This window comes from Microvirga aerophila (assembly GCF_003332305.1).
GTDB lineage: Bacteria > Pseudomonadota > Alphaproteobacteria > Rhizobiales > Beijerinckiaceae > Microvirga > Microvirga aerophila.
Map to the genome: position 1 here is coordinate 1 of NZ_QOIO01000027.1, position 19,054 is coordinate 19,054.

At 61.2% G+C, this 19,054-nt stretch carries 18 protein-coding genes and 1 tRNA gene; 11 read left to right on the forward strand and 8 right to left on the reverse strand.

Translation table 11 applies throughout. The features are described 5' to 3' along the window. Positions 1-1,745 (reverse strand): DNA translocase FtsK (locus DRB19_RS15745; RefSeq protein ID WP_276330613.1); only part of this gene is annotated, 1,745 nt, incomplete at its 3' end. Between the two features lie 195 nt (positions 1,746-1,940). Here DRB19_RS15745 and DRB19_RS15750 point away from each other — a divergent pair. Together DRB19_RS15750 and DRB19_RS15755 are read left to right on the forward strand one after the other, a co-directional pair. Beyond that, positions 1,941-2,306, forward strand: a complete 366-nt coding sequence (locus DRB19_RS15750; protein ID WP_114186987.1) for a hypothetical protein — start codon at positions 1,941-1,943, stop codon at positions 2,304-2,306. Between the two features lie 144 nt (positions 2,307-2,450). Continuing rightward, positions 2,451-3,194, forward strand: a complete 744-nt coding sequence (locus DRB19_RS15755) for a hypothetical protein (RefSeq protein WP_114186988.1) — start codon at positions 2,451-2,453, stop codon at positions 3,192-3,194. Here DRB19_RS15755 and DRB19_RS15760 read toward each other — a convergent pair. The 3 genes from DRB19_RS15760 to DRB19_RS15770 all read right to left on the reverse strand — a co-directional run bounded on the left by DRB19_RS15760 (position 3,195) and on the right by DRB19_RS15770 (position 5,895). Next, a tRNA-Asp gene (locus DRB19_RS15760) sits at positions 3,195-3,271 on the reverse strand. A gap of 183 nt (positions 3,272-3,454) precedes the next feature. Then, on the reverse strand, positions 3,455-4,900 hold the full coding sequence (locus tag DRB19_RS15765) for an aldehyde dehydrogenase (RefSeq protein ID WP_114186989.1): 1,446 nt from the start codon (positions 4,898-4,900) through the stop codon (positions 3,455-3,457). A gap of 62 nt (positions 4,901-4,962) precedes the next feature. Next, complete coding sequence (locus DRB19_RS15770) at positions 4,963-5,895, reverse strand: ring-cleaving dioxygenase (protein ID WP_114186990.1); 933 nt, start codon at positions 5,893-5,895, stop codon at positions 4,963-4,965. Between the two features lie 216 nt (positions 5,896-6,111). Here DRB19_RS15770 and DRB19_RS15775 point away from each other — a divergent pair, with 216 nt between their 5' ends. Then, complete coding sequence (locus DRB19_RS15775) at positions 6,112-6,360, forward strand: DUF6894 family protein (protein ID WP_114186991.1); 249 nt, start codon at positions 6,112-6,114, stop codon at positions 6,358-6,360. A gap of 72 nt (positions 6,361-6,432) precedes the next feature. Continuing rightward, the gene (locus DRB19_RS15780; protein ID WP_114186992.1) at positions 6,433-7,038 is read left to right on the forward strand and encodes a hypothetical protein; all 606 of its coding nucleotides are present in this window, start codon (positions 6,433-6,435) and stop codon (positions 7,036-7,038) included. Positions 7,039-7,430: 392 nt separating this feature from the next. Here the strand turns inward: DRB19_RS15780 and DRB19_RS15790 are convergent, their stop codons facing one another. Together DRB19_RS15790 and DRB19_RS15795 are read right to left on the reverse strand one after the other, a co-directional pair. Beyond that, a complete protein-coding gene (locus DRB19_RS15790) occupies positions 7,431-7,712 on the reverse strand; it encodes a hypothetical protein (protein ID WP_147021765.1) in 282 nt (93 codons plus the stop codon). A 507-nt stretch (positions 7,713-8,219) separates the two neighbouring features. Continuing rightward, positions 8,220-8,729, reverse strand: a complete 510-nt coding sequence (locus tag DRB19_RS15795; RefSeq protein WP_114186994.1) for an RNA polymerase sigma factor — start codon at positions 8,727-8,729, stop codon at positions 8,220-8,222. Positions 8,730-9,299: 570 nt separating this feature from the next. On the opposite strand from DRB19_RS15795, the gene DRB19_RS29990 reads away from it, so the two are divergent. The 5 genes from DRB19_RS29990 (at position 9,300) to DRB19_RS15815 (ending at position 15,658) form a co-directional block, all read left to right on the forward strand. Next, on the forward strand, positions 9,300-9,467 hold the full coding sequence (locus DRB19_RS29990; protein WP_162815712.1) for a hypothetical protein: 168 nt from the start codon (positions 9,300-9,302) through the stop codon (positions 9,465-9,467). Between the two features lie 110 nt (positions 9,468-9,577). Further along, positions 9,578-10,525, forward strand: coding sequence for a hypothetical protein (locus DRB19_RS15800; protein ID WP_114186995.1), 948 nt, complete (start codon positions 9,578-9,580; stop codon positions 10,523-10,525). Continuing rightward, positions 10,515-11,873, forward strand: a complete 1,359-nt coding sequence (locus DRB19_RS15805) for a beta-barrel domain-containing protein (protein WP_245439555.1) — start codon at positions 10,515-10,517, stop codon at positions 11,871-11,873. The genes DRB19_RS15800 and DRB19_RS15805 overlap by 11 nt, the downstream gene beginning before the upstream one ends. After that, entirely contained in the window at positions 11,870-14,314 is a 2,445-nt protein-coding gene (locus DRB19_RS15810) for a peptidase domain-containing ABC transporter (RefSeq protein WP_114186996.1), read from the forward strand. Before DRB19_RS15805 ends, DRB19_RS15810 begins: the two co-directional genes overlap by 4 nt. Before the next feature lie 891 nt (positions 14,315-15,205). Further along, entirely contained in the window at positions 15,206-15,658 is a 453-nt protein-coding gene (locus tag DRB19_RS15815; RefSeq protein WP_114186997.1) for a hypothetical protein, read from the forward strand. Positions 15,659-15,669: 11 nt separating this feature from the next. Here DRB19_RS15815 and DRB19_RS15820 read toward each other — a convergent pair whose 3' ends face one another. Beyond that, on the reverse strand, positions 15,670-16,221 hold the full coding sequence (locus DRB19_RS15820) for a DNA-3-methyladenine glycosylase (RefSeq protein ID WP_114187051.1): 552 nt from the start codon (positions 16,219-16,221) through the stop codon (positions 15,670-15,672). A 23-nt stretch (positions 16,222-16,244) separates the two neighbouring features. Next, a complete protein-coding gene (locus tag DRB19_RS15825) occupies positions 16,245-17,801 on the reverse strand; it encodes a 4-hydroxyphenylacetate 3-hydroxylase family protein (RefSeq protein WP_114186998.1) in 1,557 nt (518 codons plus the stop codon). Positions 17,802-17,883: 82 nt separating this feature from the next. On the opposite strand from DRB19_RS15825, the gene DRB19_RS15830 reads away from it, so the two are divergent. Both DRB19_RS15830 and DRB19_RS15835 read left to right on the forward strand, forming a co-directional pair. Continuing rightward, positions 17,884-18,531, forward strand: a complete 648-nt coding sequence (locus DRB19_RS15830) for a TetR/AcrR family transcriptional regulator (RefSeq protein WP_114186999.1) — start codon at positions 17,884-17,886, stop codon at positions 18,529-18,531. Next, on the forward strand, positions 18,512-19,045 hold the full coding sequence (locus DRB19_RS15835; protein ID WP_114187000.1) for an isochorismatase family protein: 534 nt from the start codon (positions 18,512-18,514) through the stop codon (positions 19,043-19,045). Before DRB19_RS15830 ends, DRB19_RS15835 begins: the two co-directional genes overlap by 20 nt. The last annotated feature ends 9 nt before the right edge of the window (positions 19,046-19,054 follow it).

Consider the following 19,054-nt stretch of genomic DNA (forward strand, 5'->3'; position numbering starts at 1 on the left):
GCGTTGAAGCCGTCGATGTTGCGCACCCCCAGCTTCGACATCTTCTTGTACCGGTCCTCCATCTCCCGAACCGCCCAGCGCAAGGCGATGATCGCCTTCTTGGGATCCGTGACGACGGGGGTGAGCAGGTGCGGGATGCCGTCGTAGACGGAGAGCTCCAGCATCTTCGGGTCGACCATGATCAGCCGGCACTCTTCCGGAGTGAATCGGTAGAGCAGCGACAGGATCATGGTGTTGATGGCCACCGACTTGCCCGAGCCGGTGGTGCCCGCCACCAGCAGATGCGGCATGCGCGCCAGATCTGCAATCACGGCCTCACCACCAATGGTCTTGCCGAGGCAAAGCGGCAGCTTGTGCTTCGAGGTCTCGAAATCCTGGCTTGCAAGCAATTCGCGTAAGAAAACCGTCTCGCGCTTCTGGTTAGGCAGCTCGATGCCGATGGCGTTGCGCCCTGGGATGACCGCGACGCGGGCCGAGACCGCGCTCATGGAGCGGGCGATGTCCTCGGATAGCGCGATCACCCGCGACGACTTGGTGCCCGGAGCCGGCTCGAACTCATAGAGCGTCACCACCGGACCGGGATGGACATGAATCACCTCACCTTTGACGCCGAAGTCGCGGATCGTCTTCTCGACACGTCCCGCGGTCTCTTCGAGGATGTCCTCTGTCAGCGCGGGGCCTTCGGAAACGGGTGGCTCGGCCAGGAATTCGATGTGCGGATACTCGTAGGATCCATTGTCGTTGATGGCGGAACGCGGGGGAAGGATCCGTGCCGGAACGGGAGCCGGCAGGAATGGTGCTTCGGTCACAACCGCCGGCAGCACAGGTATGATGGGACGGGTGACAGGCGTCTCCGGCACCTCCTCCGCGACAACCGTTGGAGCCGGCTCCGAAGCCGCGACTTTGGTTGGCGCTGAACCATCATCTTTCGGCACAGGCTTCGAACCCCCCTGCCCTACCGAAACCCTCTCCGGGCGCGGTGCCGGCCCTGGAACGTCGTCTCCATAGAGAAACAGATATCCGCTATCGAGGTCGTCGGATGCATCGAGTTCCACTGGAGCAGGCTTCGCCTCAGCGACGACCTCATCGATCTTCACGCCGGGTTCGTGCTCGATCGTCTGGGCTGAAGGGGCAAACGAACCCATGAGTGAGACAGGCCCCACCCGGTACAGGCTTGGTTGCCAAGCGAATGAGGTCGCCGGCAGATCAATGCCGCGGGTGGGCGCTTCGGCCTGCTCGGCCGGCTGGGCGATTACAGGCGATGGAACGGGCTCGGGTGCCTGTGCACCGGGTGTGCTCGACGCATAGGCCGAACGGAGCTCGGCGATCTGATTGTGAACGGTCGGCTCCTGGATGGGCTCGGCCCGAAGGCGAACAGAGGTGGGCGGAGCTACCTTCTGAGCAGGCGCGCCAGTCCGTGGGTTGACCGAGGATCGCACTCCTGCCGGGGCTACCCGGGGAGCGGGGGCCACCGCATCCGGACGGGACTCGGCCGGCCGCCCGCTGCGCTCCCGCAGGAAGCGGTCCGGCGTGCGGGTGGATGTGACTCCCTTATCGACCACGAAGGCCTGCCACCAGCTCGGGGCGACGGCCTGATAGCCGGCAGCGCCCGCGACTGGGGCAGCCTGGGCCGGCAGGGGCGTCTGATCCGACGGAATGACGGCCGGGTTCGGCTGGGCGGCCAGCTCTGATGCCGAATCATGATTCGCGGGCAATTCAAACGGAGACTGTTGTTTCGTTTGCATTTGATCTGGTTTGTTGGAGCGGACCATCCGCTCATCGGCTGACGTTGTCCTGCAATGTGGATCCGACAGGTAAAAAGTCAGTTAGGGCTGCGGAGACCGTCTGAGAGGAGCCGGCGCCTGTGGGCCCGGAAGCGTGGAAAGGAACCTTCGGCAGCCTTTGGCCATTCCCGTGAGCAACCCAAGGAGTAGCCGTTAATGCCGAGCACTACAGTCGCCCACGGAACCTTTCCGTCCCGAAAAGCCGCCGATCAAGCCGTTCAACGGCTCGTCTCAAGCGGATTCGCCCGAAACAGCATCGATCTCGACCGGCACGAGGACGACGAGGGTTACGATCTCACGGTTCATACCCGGGAGGAAAATCTGCCTCGTGTGGAGCAGATCATGCACCAGTCCCCCACCGGATTCACCCTCCAGAGGGCGGCGTCGGGCACGTTCCAAACGATGAAATCCAACCCGCTTCTGCTGCTCGGAGCCGGCGTTCTGGCGGGTCTGGCTGTCTATAGCCTGCTCCCTGGCGAGGAACGGCCCCAGCGTCGCTCCCGGCATGCTCGTCGTCGCTAGCTCCTGACGACCGTCTTGTTATCGGAGATACGGCTCCTGGCTCGACCAGGAGCCGTATCTCCGATTCTGTTTGCCATTTGGAGAATCGCCGGCCGTCGTAGGTCTTCAGCAAAAATTAAGCATCTGGACCGATAGACAGGTGCCATGTCCGCCTGGAGAGATGAGAGAAACGAAAAGTCCCGCGTTCGGCTCGAGAGGCGTCTCTCGCAGCTGTTTCCGCCCTGCGTCCTGGCGCATGCTCTCAGACAGCCGCTGATCCCGCCGACGCAACGCCGGGCCGTCGAGTCGTATTGGCGGCATCATCCCCTGCGTGCCGACCGGCTGGCCCGCGCACTCGCGGCAAAGAGCGGAGCACCCGAGGGGTGGCAATGGCAGCTGGGAACCGGCAAATCATCGGGTCTGCCGATGTCGTTTCGGGCGCCCCCTGCCCCATACCGCGAACCCGCTTTCGATCGTGGTCCTGGACATTGCTGCGTGTGCGGACAACCAGTTTACCGTCTCGGCTGGCATTGTGATGCATGGGGGGATGGCAAGCCGAACAAGAACGCCACTTGGCACGCCTGTTGCGTCGTCGCCTGGACGCTCTGGAATGCTCCGACAGACTATCTGAAGGCTCTCAAGCTGCGCCAGGGTCGCAAATGTCCGATAACCGGGCGCCGCCTGCTGAAGACCTCCGAAGTCGACCACCGCGTCCCGCTTTTCGCTGTCTGGTCGGAGCATCGCCAACGCTCTTGGCCGCAACTGCTCGATTTCTGGGGTGTGCCGAATCTTCAGGTCATCAACAAGTCGGCCCATCTGGAGAAATGCTCTCAGGAGGCGACCGAGCGCGCCGAGCGACGCGCCCTTTTGAACGCGGAGGACCTGCGGCTTGCTCTTGAAGAAGTGTAGTGGCGCGGGCGACGGGGCTCGAACCCGCGACCTCCGGCGTGACAGGCCGGCACTCTAACCGACTGAGCTACGCCCGCGTAACATCCTTCGCAGGGTGATTTCGAACTGCCGGAGCGGTTCGACGAACGAAGGAGACGCGCTCGTAGCCTCCCGCCCTCTGGCTGTCAAATGGAGTCTTGAGGGAATCCGTGATGTCCGCCCAAAAATGTCGATATCCCAGATAGACTTCCGGCGCGAGTGCTTATGAACCTTCTTGGATGCTAGAACGGGTAATGCTGGTCAGGATCCTCAATGGTGATCCAGCGCAGATCGGTGAACTCGGCGATGGCGGCCTTGCCGCCGAAGCGACCATAACCTGACCCTTTCACGCCACCGAAGGGCATTTGAGCCTCGTCACCGACTGTCGGACCGTTGATATGGCAGATGCCAGACTGGATCCGCTTTGCAACCTTCATGGCGCGCTGGATGTCGCGGCCGAATACTGCCGACGCCAAGCCGTACTCCGTGTCGTTGGCGACCCGTATAGCCTCCTCGATCCCCTTCACGCGGATGATGCTCTTGGCCGGCCCAAAGGATTCTTCGCTGTAGATGCGCATCCCCGGCAGCACATGATCGACAAGGGTTGCATCCATGATCGTCCCCGTCCGGGTTCCGCCCGCGACGAGCTTGCCCCCCTGCTCGACGGCGTCCTGAACCAGTTCCTCGATGCGCTCGGCCGCCTCCGAGTTGACAAGAGATCCCAGAACCACCCGATCGCGCGGGTTGCCGGCAGGCAGTGCCTTTGCCTTGGCGGCGAGCTTGGCGACGAATTCATCCGCAACCGCCTCATCAACGATGATGCGCTCCGTCGACATGCAGATTTGACCCTGGTTCATGAAGGCCCCGAAGGCGGCCGCGTTCACGGCCGCATCGAGATCCGCATCGTCCAGAACGATCAACGGAGCCTTTCCTCCGAGTTCGAGCAAAACCGGCTTCAGGTGACGGGCGGCCGTCTCGGCGATGATCTTGCCGACCCGGGTCGAACCGGTGAAGTTGATGCGCTTGACAGCCGGATGCACGATCAAAGCTTCTACGACCTGCGCCGCATCCGGCGGCGCATTCGTCACCACGTTGATGACACCGGGCGGAAGCCCTGCTTCGGACAACACCTCGCCGATCAGGCGGTGCGTTCCGGGGCAAAGTTCCGAGGCCTTCAGCACGACGGTGTTGCCGCAGGCGAGCGGCATTGCGACGGCCCGGGTGCCCAGGATCACAGGCGCGTTCCAGGGCGCAATGCCAACGCAGACGCCGGCCGGCTGGCGGATTGCGAGCGCCAGCGTGCCAGGCTTATCGGATGGAACCACCTCCCCGGTGATCTGCGTCGTCATGGCGGCTGCTTCGCGCAGCATCCCGGCCGCGAGCTTCACGTTGAAGCCGGCCCAGGGACCTGTGGCTCCGGTCTCCTTGATCATCAGTTCGGTGAACTGCTGAACCTTGGACTCCATCACATCGGCGGCCCTCAGAAGCAGCGAGCGCCTTTGGTTTGGGCCCATCTCCGACCAGTCAGCGAAGGCCGCGTCCGCAGCCTCAATGGCCCGGCGGGCATCCTCGACGCTCCCCGCAGGGGCTCGGGTGACGACTTCGCCCGTGACTGGGTCCCTGCGCTCGAACGTGGCTCCAGTCCCGGCAGCCTGATCCTGGTTGCCGATTAGAAGTCCGATGTCCATGCGATCCTCCTTGATCGTCTGATGATTGCGCCGGCCCGCTCAAGTCCGGCGCATGGTTCGTGTCAAGCGACCTCCGGCAGAACGGCCTCGATCTGGGGTCGCCTGGATTCCAGGAAACGTGGAAGTTTGAGGGCCTGCCCCAGCAAAGCTGCAGGTTCATCAACCGCGAAACCGGGATCATCCGTAGCGATCTCGAACAGCAGCCCACCAGGCTCACGGAAATAAACGGCCCGGAAGTAATCGCGGTTCTTCTGCTCAGTGGCGTGGATACCGTGGTTCTCGGCAAGTCTTTTCACCATCTCGCCCTGCGCGGCGTCGTTCTCGGCCCGGAAGGCGATGTGGTGGACGGTTCCAGCGCCGGACCGGCCCCGCATGAAGTTGCCTGCCGCGCGCAGGTCGACAATGCCGCCGATCGCGGTATCGCCCGCCTTGTAGCGAACCAGGGTTCCCTCCCGGGCGACTTCGGTAAATCCGAGCACGTCCGTCAGGATCGCGCCCGTCGGCGTGGCGTCCGCCAGGAGAAGGCTCGCACTGTGGAACCCGCGAATGGCATGTTCGGCCGGAATCTCGCCAGTCGTCCAGGCCGGCTCATTCTCGATCCCCGGCACGGCCACGAGGGCGAGCCTCATGCCATCGGGATCCTTGAAGGCCAGAACGGTCTCGCCGAAACGTTTCTCCAGCGCGTCGTGGGACACGCCGTGCTCGATGAAACGGTGGGTCCAGTAGCCAACGGACCCTTCCGGCACACGGAACACCGTTTCCTGGGTTTCGCCGATGCCCAGCCGCCCCGGAGCCGCATGCTCCCACGGGAAAAAGGTCAGGACAGTCCCTGGATGCCCGGCCTCGTCCCCATAGTAGAAATGGTAGGTGCTGGGATCATCGAAGTTGACGGTCTTCTTGACGAGACGCAGTCCGAGGGTCCGAGTATAGAAGTCGATATTGCGGCGGGCCGGACCAGCGATTGCCGTGACGTGATGGATACCGTTCTGGCGCATTGTGGCGTCCTTTCATAGGGTTGCCTGTTTGCCCGGGCTGGTCAGAAAATAGGAGAAGGACGGGCGAATAACCACGACTGATTGATTGCAAAGATGCATGCATGATCCTGCGGGATCACGCTCGCCCGGGCTCCCGAGCGACTAAACCCAGTTACGGAACTTCGGCCTTCCGGTCCTGTTGTGACAGCGGCGGAGCCGACAACGAAAGGCGATGTCATGCCGCGCTATTTCTTCAACTTGAATCTTGAGGGCGAGGTTGTTCCCGACCTGGAGGGTCAGGACTTCCGCGACGCCGACGAGGCGTGGGAGGCAACTCTCGCCATGGCCCGGAATTTGATGCAGACCGAGTTCTCGCGACCCGTCAATTGGACTGCCTGCTACTTTCAGGTCACGGACGAGGCCGGAGACATCGTGCACGAGTTTCCGTTCGTTGAGGCGATCAACCTCTCTCATCCGATGCACTGACCGATACGGGAACCAACGGGCCTTCCCTCCATTGGCCTGCAGGAACACCGAGAAGCATTCACGGAGACGGGCATGCCCGACGAGAAGATTGGTCAGTCGCGTCAGGCAATTGCGGAAAGAGACCTCGGAGAAGCAGAGCAACTTGTCGATGAGACCGTGGAGGAGAGCTTCCCGGCAAGCGATCCACCGGCATGGACGATGTCGGGCGCGCGGAGCGTAGCTGCACGACATTCGTCCGGAATACTTCACGAGGCGTTGAAGCCTCTTGATCAAGGACTGGACATGAGAACCGAAACCTCTGCGCAGCACATTGCGGATGCTGCCACCAGTGTCGCGCGCAATCTTTATCGGCGCGGCGAAGCCTATGTTCCCGAGAGCTGGCGAAAGGGCGCTGCAGCCATGCGCTCAGATGGATATCACCTTGAGGCGGTGCAGCATCGGATCGTGGAACATCCGTTCGCGGCCATTGCCGTTGCCGGAGCGGTCCGCTGCGCCCTCGGCTGGCTTCTCGCTAGTCGGTCGCGCGGTGCCACCAAGCATCAATGGCGCCCGGTCTATAATGTCCGTCCTGGCTTGGCTCGGACGCGGCACTGGACGCCCAACAGCGCCCGGCCGGACCGAAAGGGTTGGTATTTCGGTTCTGCCGAGGTCGCGAGCAGCACCAACAACAGCTTTTGAATGAATTGTCAGCCACTTCACTACCGCGTCAGAGAGCTGAACGGCTAAGCTTTCTAAGCCGTGGGCTGTGGAGTCGTCGGCGTTACGGGAATCTCCTGCGGCGAGGTCGGTGGTACACCGACAGGCTCGTTGGACGGCGGAAGTCCTTCCGGAGCAGAGGCTGGCGGCACGCCGACGGGCTCGGGCTGGGGCGTCTCTGACGGCTCAGGTGGGCGCGTCGGGGCTGGGTTCGGATCCGCCGGCGTCGGCTCCGGATAGGGCTGATTGGGCAATGGAATGTTCGGCACAGGCTCCTCACAGCAGCGTTCTGTGGGACAATCAACTGCATGCGGCGTTGTTCCGAAGGCTTGGCAGACGTCCGGCAGGATCAACCGCCCTCTTCCGGCACAGCTTCAGAGGCGCGCGCCGTCGTCGCTGGGCCTCTCGAAATAATCATAGACTGCTTTCGCGATATTCGACAGGCGTTCGAGATCCGGGGCAGCGGCAACCACATAGCCACACCGGCTGTCGAGCCAATAGAAAACCAGCGTATCGTCAAGGCGGGCTGAATGCAGACGCGTCTGCCCATGCTCCCCAGCCCGGAGATAGACAGTGACCCGCCCTCCCTTATCGTCTCGGTACAGCAGCAGCGCCACGGCATTGTCCTGCTTGTAGGGAAGGATCTGACCACCCATGAACCGCATCCCGAATTCTGACAGATCGGGGATTTTGAACGACCCACCTACTCTCCTCTGCACCCACCGTTGGAGTTGGGCTTCCTCGGCTGTCAGAAACGCACTGGCCAGCCCGCCTGCAGCAAGGAGGCGGTGAGCGGAGGTTGCATCATGCTTCAGGGCACGCACCTGGGCCGAGGCCCCAAGTGGCGGGATATCAAAGTTGCGTACGGACCATCCCAGAAGAAAACCTAACACGAGACAAAAAGCTGCGAATGCAACCGCAGCGGCGCGGGCAACACGCGCCTGCCGAAGACCCGCTCACGCGGAGACGCCGTGGGATCGGTTCCCTGAGCTTAGCACGCAAAGCCTCTTGAAGATCATGGCGCGACTTCCGATAGGACTGGATACGGGAGGCAGCCGCCGGATGCGCCAGAAGATAAGCTTCGATCTCAACCCTTCGTTCGAAGCCGAGCCTGTCGTCCACGTAGGCCTGCAGCTCCGCCTCCGTTGGCCGCTCGACCTTGCTCACTTGATGCTCCTTACGGGCTCCGAGCAGCCGGTCTCCATGAACCGACGCAATCCCTCTCGTCCACGGCTCAGCCGGGACATAACCGTACCGATCGGAATGCCGAGCACTTCGGCGGCTTCAGCATAGGACAGCTCCTCGACCCCAACCAGCAAGAGGACCTCCCGCTGCTCGGGCGGAAGGTCATCAAGCCCTGCCAAGGCATCCCGCTCGGTCAAGTGACGCTCCTGGCTCATGGTCGGACACGGCGTGTTCTCGGCACCTTCCAGATCGACCTGGTGCCCTCGCCTGGAAGGACCCCTCATGTGCGACACGAAGACGTTGTGCAGGATGGCGAACAACCATGCCCTCAAGTTTCCATCAGAACTTCTGAGGTGCCACTTTCTGACAGCACGTTCCAAACAATCCTGGACCATGTCATCCGCAAGATCACCGTCGCGCGTAAGCGCGAAAGCATAGCGGCGCAAGGCTGATATGTTCGGCTCGATCAGCGCCGCAATCTCATCCATGAAACCTGCTCTGAAGCGCGGCTGCGAAAGGCCGCCCACCCGCGGACTCGACCAGCGACAGAGCCGCAAGATAGGCCATTTATTCCTCTCCGATCACCACTCATCGGCGGTAGCCATTTTGAAGTGGGCGGTTTTTAGTCGGCTCCGGAATATTTCTCCAACCAAGGCGTCTATGGGAAAGGTGCCGATGCTGGCGCAATGATCGCCGGCTCAGAAGCTGCCAGAACAGGAAACGCCATGAGCTTTGCCACCGGTAAATCGAGCGACTATGTCTTCGACTGATCAATAGTCGGTCCTGACTAGCTTATAGTCTTTATATAGGATACTTGCGCTGGATTTACGGCGCGATCGTTTTTGACTTTTCTATATATAATTACTATTACAACACAAGAGTTATAATTTTATAACAAATCTAATCAAAATGATTTTAAACAATACTCTGAGGGGTGAATTGATAAATTGTGTTTTTTCAAATCTTATTAGCATTAGCGGCATGGATACATTGCGCATACATGCAATGGACGTCCCGCTTTTATGAATAAATAATTCAAGACAACAGGAGCTAAAACAATGCGCGACCTGAACATGGAAGAGCTTGGCCACGTCTACGGTGCCGGCGGTAAATGTGCTCCCCGGAAATATAAGCATAAGAGGGGCAGCAAGAGCCACAGCAAGAGCAGAAGTAAGAGCCATAGCAAGAGCCACAGCAAGAGCAAGAAGTACTGCAAGAAATACTAATCACTCTGGCGCCGGCGCGTTGGACCTCTTCCGGCGCGCCGGGCTTCTGTCCGCAGGATGACAAGCTTTTCTTCAAACGCCACTTTTAAAGATGCGATAGAGATTGAGGCATGGATGCTCTCCCAGGCTGGGCTGAACAAGTCACCCAGCGCGATGGCGCGCAGGAGGAACTGTGGTTGCTCGGCCAACCGCCCCTGCACCATTATCTCGACTACGTGCAGGACCACGTGATCGACGGTAAGGCCCTCCCACGTTCGGCTCTCGTGGACGAATGGCGCACGGCGAACGATTACTACTATGACCTTGAGATCAGCGAGGCAGGCATTGCGGACAAGATCGGGATCCACGATCTTCCGCAATCATTGAAGCCTCTCGAGAACGACGTCAGAGCGAATGCGTGCTTTCGCCGCTCCTACGACATGCTTCCCACACGCTTTGCGATGGTGGAGCTGGAGCGACTGGTCGTGGCGCAGCTGCATGTGAACCTGACCCATACCAATCGCTTAAGGCAGCAGTTGCCCGCACAGCCTGGCGCCGAGGAAGTGTTTCGCTTCTGTCACCCGATCGACCGCCCCGGACCGCAGATCAACATCAGGCGCATCAGCGGGACGCGCTACTCGTTCACATCGGACTCATCCGACCTTCGCTTCCGCGAAGCGGCCCTTCTCCGCTCGGACCAAATCGCCGGCGGGGAACGGTTCGGACCTACCGCCGTGATCATGGGGCTCGTCGTCGGCTTCAGCTCGAACTTTCTGACGGCAATACAATCCGACAACCGTCTGCTCCTGCACAACGGCCATCACCGAGCATTCGCATTGCTCGATCATGGCGTCACTCACGCCCCCTGCATCATTCAAACAGTCACACGCAGGGACGAACTCAACCTCATCGCCGGCGAGGATGTGCAGGAGGCTCCGGCCTTCTATTTCAAGGCTGCCCGACCGCCGCTGCTCAAGGATTTTCTCGACCCGAGGATCCGCAAGGTGCAACGCATTCCTCGCCCTGTTCAGATGATCGACATAAAGTTCGAGGTACAGGATCACAACGTTGCGGACTGACACCGCCACCCAAGCTCCTCGCACAACGCTCGACATCTCCGAGCGAAGCCTTCAGCCGGCTCCGGCCCAGCCCCCTGCCCAACCGCTGTTTCGGCCGGAGGTGATGGTCGAGCACCAGTCGCAGTGGCTCGGAACAGTGCTGCTGGAGCCGAGGATCACCCATTGGATGTTTGCCTCTCTGGCGCTTCTTGCCACTGCGGCGGTGCTTGGGCTCCTGTTCTTCACCTCCTATACCCGTAAGGCGCGTATCAACGGATGGCTGGTGCCTCAGCAGGGGGTCGTGCGTGTCTTCGCTCCGCAAACGGGGGTCATTACTCAAATCCACGTGAGGGAGGGCATGGACGTCAAGAAAGGTGCGCCCCTTCTGGCGGTCTCGACCGAAATGCAGAGCCAGGCGGCCGGAGCAACACGTCAGGAAGTCGTCGACCGCTTGACGAAGCGCCGCAACAGCATGTCGGCGGAAAAACTCACCCAGGACCGCCTCTTTGCCCAACAGACTGCCGACCTGTTGCAGCGCATCGGGGTGCTTGAAGACGAGCAGAAATATCTGGTCCAGGAAATGAACCTTCAGCGCTCCCGCCTGCAGCTTAGCGAGCGCGTCACCGAGCGAACACGGGCCATGCGCGCCCGCGATATCGTCCCGCAACCGCGCCTGGAGGAGGCCGAGCGGGAGAGAATCCAAGAGGCGGCGAAATTGCAATCTCTCGAGCGCACTCAAGCCGCCTTGCAACGCGAGTACCTGCAGATGAAGGCTTCGCTACGGGAGATTCCCTTGCGGCGTCTCACGCAGCTCGCCGAAATCGAGCGAAACGTGGCGCTGCTCGAACAGGAGCTCGCAGAAGCCGAAGAGCGCCGCGAAATCGTGATCCTGGCGCCTGAGGACGGCACGGTCACAGGACTGCAAATCGAGAAGGGCAGCAACGCCCAGCCCAGCGTTCCCCTGATGAACATCGTTCCCGCGGGAGCCACGCTGCAGGCTCAGCTCTTCAGTCCCAGCCGCGCCATCGGGTTCCTCCGTGAGGGCCAGCGAGTTCTGCTGCGCTATGAGGCGTTTCCCTACCAAAAATTCGGCTTCCACGAGGGTATCGTGACATCTGTCTCACGTTCCGCCGTCAGCCCGTCTGAGATGACCCAGCAACTCTCCGGTCTGACGGCGCTCTACGGATCGAATGAGCCCGTCTACCGTGTGACCGTCACTCTCTCGCAGCAGAGCGTCGTCGCCTATGGCAAGCAGATGCCCCTGCAGCCGGGTATGCAGCTCGAAGCCGACGTACTTTTGGAGAGCCGCCGGCTCGTGGAGTGGATGCTCGAACCCTTGTTCAGTATCAGCGGGAAGTGGGCCGCATGAGCGCCGTCGAACGTCTCAATCTCGGCTGGGGACGACGCGCTCCGATGATCCTGCAGACGGAGGCCTCCGAATGCGGCCTCGCAAGTCTCGCCATGGTAGCGAGCTACTTCGGTTACGAGGCGGATCTGGCGGACCTGCGCCGGCGTTACGGCCTGTCGCTGAAAGGCGCGACGCTCAAGGAGCTCGTACGCATTGCCGACCAACTCGGCTTCGCGCCGCGTCCGTTGCGCCTCGATGTCGATGAATTGTCCAAGCTACGGCTGCCGTGCATTCTGCATTGGGACCTCAATCACTTCGTCGTTCTGGTCAGCGTCGGACGCTCCGGTGTGGTAATCCATGATCCCGCCGTAGGCGTGCGCCGCATGAAGGAAGCGGACTTCTCCCGCCACTTCACGGGGGTGGCGCTCGAGCTCTATCCCACCGACCGTTTCGAGCCTGCGGCCGCGCCGCCGCGTATCCGGTTCCGTAGGCTGCTGGGCCGCATGGTCGGGGTGAAGCGGGCCCTGTCCCATCAATTGTCCCTCGCGCTGGCCATCGAGGTCTTCGCGATGGCCTCTCCGCTGTTCCTGGGATGGGTGGTCGATCACGCTTTGGTCTCCGCCGACCGGGACCTGCTGGTCACGCTAGTGCTCGCATTTATGCTTCTGCTACTGATGCAGATATCGATTTCCGCAATGCGAAGCTGGATGCTCATGGGCTTGAGCGCGACGCTGAAGGTGCAGTCGCGGGCAAACCTGTTCTCCCATCTCATTAACCTTCCAGCGTCGTTCTTCGAGGCTCGACACCTGGGCGATGTCACTTCGCGGTTCCATTCCCAGGAAACAATCCTTGACGCAATTACCACCGAACTGATTGAAGCGGTCATGGATGGCCTTATGGCTGGGCTCACGCTTGCCATCATGCTGGTCATCGCACCCGGCATGGCGGGAATCGTGGTAGCGGGCGCAGTTGTCTACGGTCTTCTCCGGTGGGCTTTGTACACGCCCCTTCGCCAAGCCTCCATGGAAGCCATCGTATGGGACGCAAGGCTCGACACTCATTTCCTGGAAACCCTGCGGGGCATTCGCACCATCAAGCTCTTTAACGGACAGGAGGATCGCCGGGCGCACTGGTTGAATCTGCTTGTGGAGACGACCAACCGGGAGCTCACGACATCCAAGCTAAGATTCCTGTTCCGAAACGGCAACGCCCTCCTCATGGGTTTGCTGAAAATCCTGATCATCTGGCTCGGCGCAAGGCAGGTCCTGGACAACACCTTGTCGATCGGCCTGCTGCTCGCATTCATCGCCTACAAGGACCAGTTCATCGGCCGCGTCAGCGTGCTCATCGATCGGGCCGTAGACCTAAAGATGCTGCGGCTTCACGCGGAGCGCTTGGCCGATATCGCGCTCACCGAGCCGGAGACACGCACCTCCCTGGCGCCGCCGTCTGGAGGACAACCGCCCCCGTCGATCGAACTGCGCAATGTCAGCTTTCGCTACAGCGAGCAGGACCCGTGGGTGCTGGACAATGTGAGCCTGCGCATCGGGGCGGAGGAATCGGTCGCTATCGTCGGGCCATCCGGCGGCGGCAAATCAACCCTGCTGAAGCTGCTGGCTGGTCTCATCAAGCCCACTCATGGAGAGATCCTGATCGGCGGGGAGCCTCTGGCCCGCATCGGGATCGAGAACTATCGGGCGATGATCGGCGTCGTGATGCAGGACGATCAGCTTTTTGCAGGGTCCATCGCTGACAATATCAGCTTCTTCTCCGAACGGCCGGACTTCGAGCGCATTGTCACATGCGCCAAGCGTTCCGCCGTGCATGACGACATCGCCGCCATGCCGATGGGGTATGGTACGCTGATCGGCGATATGGGCACCGTTCTGTCCGGTGGGCAGAAGCAGCGCGTAGTGATTGCGCGCGCGCTCTACCGCCAACCCAGCATCCTGTTGCTCGACGAGGCCACCAGCCATCTGGACGTCGAACGGGAAAGGCTCGTGAACGCGGCTTTCGGCGACATGCGCATCACGCGCATCGTCATTGCCCACCGACCGGAAACCATTCGCATGTCGGGACGGGTCGTCACTCTTGAGGGAGGCAAGATCCGCAACATCGGACCAACTGCGTGGCAGAAAGATCTCCACTACGATCGCAGGGACCAAGGAGCTTATTTGCTTGAGAGCGCCCCAGCCCGAGAGGAGTCTCGCAAGCGCCGGAGACGGAAGAACGCCAAACAAGGCATGGGCGGGAGAAATCGGCATGAGGATTTCAGGGGCAGAGGTGAACCTGCTGCGGACCGGCCAGAGCGTTCCGACCGGGGGAATGTCGACAGGATACGGACACCGGAGCCAGCGCCGGAACGGGAGGTTCACCTGCCCCGTGCGAAATTCGACCTGACTTTGAAGGCCGAGCCTGAAGCTGGGAGCAGATCAGACGTTGCTACCGTGCCGGCCGAATAATACGCGGCAAACACACCGCAGTGCTTAAACCCAGAGCCTACGCCTGCTTGGCAACGTGGTCTCACGTCCGATTGCCCATTCGCTCAGATGGCGGCTGATCGCGAAAGCGCTCGCGCAAACGTTCCACTTCGCGCTGCAGGGTGTCGAGCCCCCGCGATATTCCGCGAGCTGCGTCATCCACGAGACGTGAACTGGCGGAGGCATCGGGACAATCAGGCAAGCCGTCCCGTCGAAGGCGCGGCGACACACCCCCCTGAGGTGTCAGCAGGTAGGCGCATCCCGTTTCCGGCTCCCGCCAGACGACCGGCGGCTCGAGGGAGAGAGCAGGCGCGCAGAATGCCCAGAGACACGCTGAAGCGACAGCGAACCGATAAACCATGGCGCTTACTCCTTTCATGGAATCATGCACCAACAGAACTTGGGCGTCGACGACGCCTAATACCAGATAATACAAGTCAGGGCCTTGCAAACAGATTGCGTAGGCCACACCTGCAGACCAGCAACCCCTCCAGCCCCAGAGCCTGTCAATGACCGAGAGATGCGGATCGTCCCTGATTGCTCGCGACCATGCAGCCGCCTTGGATCAAGCAGCGTTTGACGATGCTTGCTTGGCCGAAGATCTCGCCCTTCTGGCTTCGGTCCTTGAGGGTCATGGATGTCCATGCGTGGCGGAAGCTTTCCGCCTCTCAGCGCGACACCGGCGGGTTCAAAGCCTGCTGCATAAGGCCCAAGCTGTCGCCTCGCGGGTCGCCTGACAAACCTTTTCTGCCGCAAGTTCACAGCGGATGGGGAGCCCTCAAGGGCCATCTGGTGTCGTGAAAACCATAAAAAGGCCGCCAATGCATGCGATGGCGCCCAGTCGTTGCGAACATCGGATGGGGACATGAAAGCTTGAGCATTGGCATCATAACTACGGCGATCATACTGATTGTCGGCTACGTGATCATCACCAGGGTCATCGGTCTGGCATTCCGGTTCCTCGTCCCATTGGTTCTGATTGCCGTTCTGGCAGGCGCAGGAGTCTTTTCAGGCCTGATGCCTAACGGGCCGGAGCGCCATACGCCTTACAGTCAAGCTCAACATAGGTCAGGGGATGATGCAGGCGGTCTGGGGGATCTACGCCTGAGAGATGTTGCCGATATGGCTGTCGCGGCGGTCCGCGACTTCCTCCTCGGTGGACTTGCACTCCTCAACAGGATTGCGGACCAGGAGCCGCCCGGCCAGGCACGATCGCTGGAGGAAGATGCCCGCTTGCCCCGTGCCCGGCCGCCCGAAGAACCGTCCGATCTCTACGACGACCAGCGCCCGCGGGATTGGCGTTCGAGGTCCGAGCAGACGTACTGAAGCTTTGCTTGTCAGATCGCTCGACTGAGAAATCGTGATCCTGCCAGTGCGAAACGCCAGGGCACTTCGATCGCACGGGTGATCCCGATCCGCGATCCTATGGCGACCTCGACGTCTTCTGCGCGTTCCATGATCCTGAAAGGCGGCTGATCCAAGCGGAGCTGGTTATGGGCGCTGCTCACGCCGAGCGCCTGGCAGAGGCGTCCCGGACCTGAGCAGAGCAGGCGCGGATCATTGACCCCACGACGGGCCTGCATCGTCTCGATACCCGTCGTGGGCTCCACTGCCCGGATCAGGACCGCGCTCCCAGGCAGGCATACGAAATTCAAGCACCAATGAATGCCATAGGAGCGATAGACGTAAGCGTGGCCGCCCGGGCCGAACATGGGCGCGTTGCGGGGTGTTGGGCCGCGAAAACTATGAGACGCAGGATCCTCGCCTGTGTAGGCCTCCGTCTCGACAATTAGACCGCCGGCCCCATCCACGAGCAGTGTCATGCCGATCAGGTCGCGGGCGACCGTGACCGCATCCCGAGCAAAGAATGCTTCGAAGAGTCTTGAAATGTCCACGTCCAGGCTTGCCACCCCTACTCGGCCGCCACCGGGGTCGGCGGCTGAGGATCGGGCGCGGGAGCGGGCAGGCTGGGCACCTCGCAGCCCGTTGCACAGCACCGCCCCGGCTGTTTTAATACGCGCCTGCCATCCTCAAGCACGCCCCGGTCGAGCAGGCTCTCCACAAGCTCGACCTTTTCGTTCATCGGATAGTTGCGCCAGATCTCCCGCTTCATCGCCTCGGGTGAGCCACCACCATGAAGGGAGATCACGGAGTACCATCCGGCCTGGTGCGAGACGGTAAGATCCTCGATGAGGCGGGAGACTTCCATCCGCTGCTCCATCGGAATATCGGGCCGTCCTCTGAGAACCGCCGACAGCGATCCCTGGGTCTCGGGGTTGTGGTCCTCATCTGGACCTGGCAGGGCCACGATGAGCCCGCCCGATACATAATGTGCAAGCTTGTGCATGTCGTAGATCTTCGTCGCGAGCAGGAGCTTGCCGATATTCGAAAATACCGCGTCCGGCATCACGGATCCGGCAGGATCCTTGACGCAGTAGACCGACGAGGCGACGCCGCAGGCATAAAAGCTTTCGGTAATCGTGATCAGCTCGACCATTGCATCCCGGATATGTCCATGCCGGTCGCCATCGAGCCCGTTCGCTTCGATCATCAAAGCGCCTGCCCCGATCAGGAGGTCACCGAAGCCTGCCCGCGCACCGATGCAGGAATGGCGGTGATGGGTGGCGTAAGACGTGGTCAGGAAGCCACCCTCCTCGTGCTCGCCGGCTAGGAACACCCGGTCATGTGGTACGAAAACATCGTCGAAGATCACGACACCCGTGGATTGGCCGTACTTGGCGGAGAATTTCGCCGCCGCTTCGCCGGGCCGACCGGCGGGCCGCGCCACGATGGTGACACCAGGCGCATCGACCGGCACGGCGCAGCACACCGCAAAGTCGGCGTCCTCAGCAGTATGGGTGCGGCAGGGCATGACGAGGAACTCGTGCATGTACGGGGCACCGGTGACGATCGCCTTCGTGCCACGGATCACGATGCCGTCCGGCCGCCGCTCCTTGATGTGCACATAGACATCCGGATTCGCCTGCTGGCCAGGGCGCTTGGACCGGTCGCCCTTCGCGTCCGTCATAGCCACGCCAAGAGTCAGGTCGCCATCCTGCACCTCATGCAGATAGTTGATGAAGCGCTGGGAATAATCTGTTCCGTGTGCGTCGTCGGTGCGCCGCGTCGCCTGGAAGATCCCATTGAGGGCATCGTGGGTGAGATACCGCTGAGCGCAGCCGGAAATCTTGCACACGAGTCGAATGGCCTCGAGCTTGTAGAGCAGATCCGTCGAGGTCTCGTTGATGTGGAGCATCCGGTTGACCGTTTTGCCGGATGAGCCCTGGCGGGCGGTCATGATCGGCAGATGCTCCGTCTTGTGGGCGAGGTCGTAGGTGATGCCGACCGCATTCACCCCCGGCGCAAGGAGGGGCTCATCAGCGACGCTTTCCACGGCGCTGCCATTCACGAACACCCGCGGCCTGTAGGCGCGGAGCGATTCACGGTAGTCCGCAGCCGTCATCATCATGGACGCCTCCTGGTTCGACCTTGCCGACGAATTTGAACAGTGTTAGAAAAATCGTCAAGCGCAAATCAGAGATCCCGAAACGGTGGCGGAACAACGCAGGCAGGGACGATCCCAAGCGGTCAAAGAGCTGAAGCGCGGCCTCATCCTTAATGCCGCGCGAAAGGTCTTCGAAACCGAAGGACTGGACGGCGCGTCCTTGCGCGCTATCGCGGCGGAGGCCGGATACACGCCGGCTGCGCTCTATTTTCACTTCGATTCGAAGGAAGCGATCTACGCGGAGGTGCTGCAGACCTCGCTGGTGAGCCTAAGCGCGACCGTCGACCAAGCGATAGCAAATCTCGTTGATCCTGCCGTTCGTTTGCGTGCAGCCGCCATGGCATTTTTCGGCTTTTATGCGGAGAACCCACGGGATCTCGACCTTGGCTTTTATCTTTTCCGGGGCGGCATGAGGCCGAGGGGCCTTGGCCTCGAGAGGGACGAGCAGCTCAACGCCGGCCTTGCGGCAGCTCTCAAGCCGATTACGAATGCCGCGATGGCAATGGGCGCGACGCCTGAGGAGGCCGATCTGCTCATGGTCGATGCTTTCGCGCACGCGGCTGGCCTCCTGTTGCTCGCACACACAGGTCGCATCAGAATGTTCGGAGCGTCGGCTTCCGAGCTCATGGCGCGCTATACCGATGAGAGCATCGAAAGGCTGAAAAGGAAATCGGATGCGAACGATCAATCCTGAAACCTCGACCCTGCTGGTGATCGATTTTCAGTCCCGTTTGATGCCGGCCATTGAAGACGGTGCGGCCTCTACGGCAAATGCGCGGCGTCTCATCAACGCTGCGGCCATGCTTGACGTCCCGACCCTGTTCACCGAGCAGAATCCGAAGGGCCTTGGTTCCACGGTCAACGAGCTACCGACGGGCAACGCGGCTGTCGTCCACAAGATGACCTTCGACGCATCCCGGGCTGAAACCTTCCCTGGGATGATCCCAAGTCGCCCTGATGTGGTCGTTGCTGGGTGCGAGGCGCACGTGTGCGTGCTGCAGACCGTTCTCGGTCTCCTCGACGCAGGGCGAAAAGTCTTCGTGGCCCGCGATGCGATCGGGTCGAGACGCGCCGAAAGCAAAGAAGCAGCCATCCGTCGCATGGAGCGTCACGGCGCCGAGATCGTGACCGTCGAAATGGTGCTGTTCGAATGGCTTGGAACGGCCGAACACCCGCGCTTTCGCGAGGCAGTTGCTCTCATCAAATGAGAGCGAGCT

Excerpts from the sequence above, each read along its gene's own strand:
- DRB19_RS15750 (WP_114186987.1), top strand. The coding sequence starts at position 1,941 with ATGCCGAGCACTACAGTCGCCCACGGAACCTTTCCGTCCCGAAAAGCC.
- DRB19_RS15755 (WP_114186988.1), top strand. The coding sequence starts at position 2,451 with ATGTCCGCCTGGAGAGATGAGAGAAACGAAAAGTCCCGCGTTCGGCTC.
- DRB19_RS15765 (WP_114186989.1), bottom strand. The coding sequence starts at position 4,900 with ATGGACATCGGACTTCTAATCGGCAACCAGGATCAGGCTGCCGGGACT.
- DRB19_RS15770 (WP_114186990.1), bottom strand. The coding sequence starts at position 5,895 with ATGCGCCAGAACGGTATCCATCACGTCACGGCAATCGCTGGTCCGGCC.
- DRB19_RS15775 (WP_114186991.1), top strand. The coding sequence starts at position 6,112 with ATGCCGCGCTATTTCTTCAACTTGAATCTTGAGGGCGAGGTTGTTCCC.
- DRB19_RS15780 (WP_114186992.1), top strand. The coding sequence starts at position 6,433 with ATGCCCGACGAGAAGATTGGTCAGTCGCGTCAGGCAATTGCGGAAAGA.
- DRB19_RS15790 (WP_147021765.1), bottom strand. The coding sequence starts at position 7,712 with ATGGGTGGTCAGATCCTTCCCTACAAGCAGGACAATGCCGTGGCGCTG.
- DRB19_RS15795 (WP_114186994.1), bottom strand. The coding sequence starts at position 8,729 with ATGGATGAGATTGCGGCGCTGATCGAGCCGAACATATCAGCCTTGCGC.
- DRB19_RS29990 (WP_162815712.1), top strand. The coding sequence starts at position 9,300 with ATGCGCGACCTGAACATGGAAGAGCTTGGCCACGTCTACGGTGCCGGC.
- DRB19_RS15800 (WP_114186995.1), top strand. The coding sequence starts at position 9,578 with ATGGATGCTCTCCCAGGCTGGGCTGAACAAGTCACCCAGCGCGATGGC.
- DRB19_RS15810 (WP_114186996.1), top strand. The coding sequence starts at position 11,870 with ATGAGCGCCGTCGAACGTCTCAATCTCGGCTGGGGACGACGCGCTCCG.
- DRB19_RS15825 (WP_114186998.1), bottom strand. The coding sequence starts at position 17,801 with ATGATGATGACGGCTGCGGACTACCGTGAATCGCTCCGCGCCTACAGG.
- DRB19_RS15835 (WP_114187000.1), top strand. The coding sequence starts at position 18,512 with ATGCGAACGATCAATCCTGAAACCTCGACCCTGCTGGTGATCGATTTT.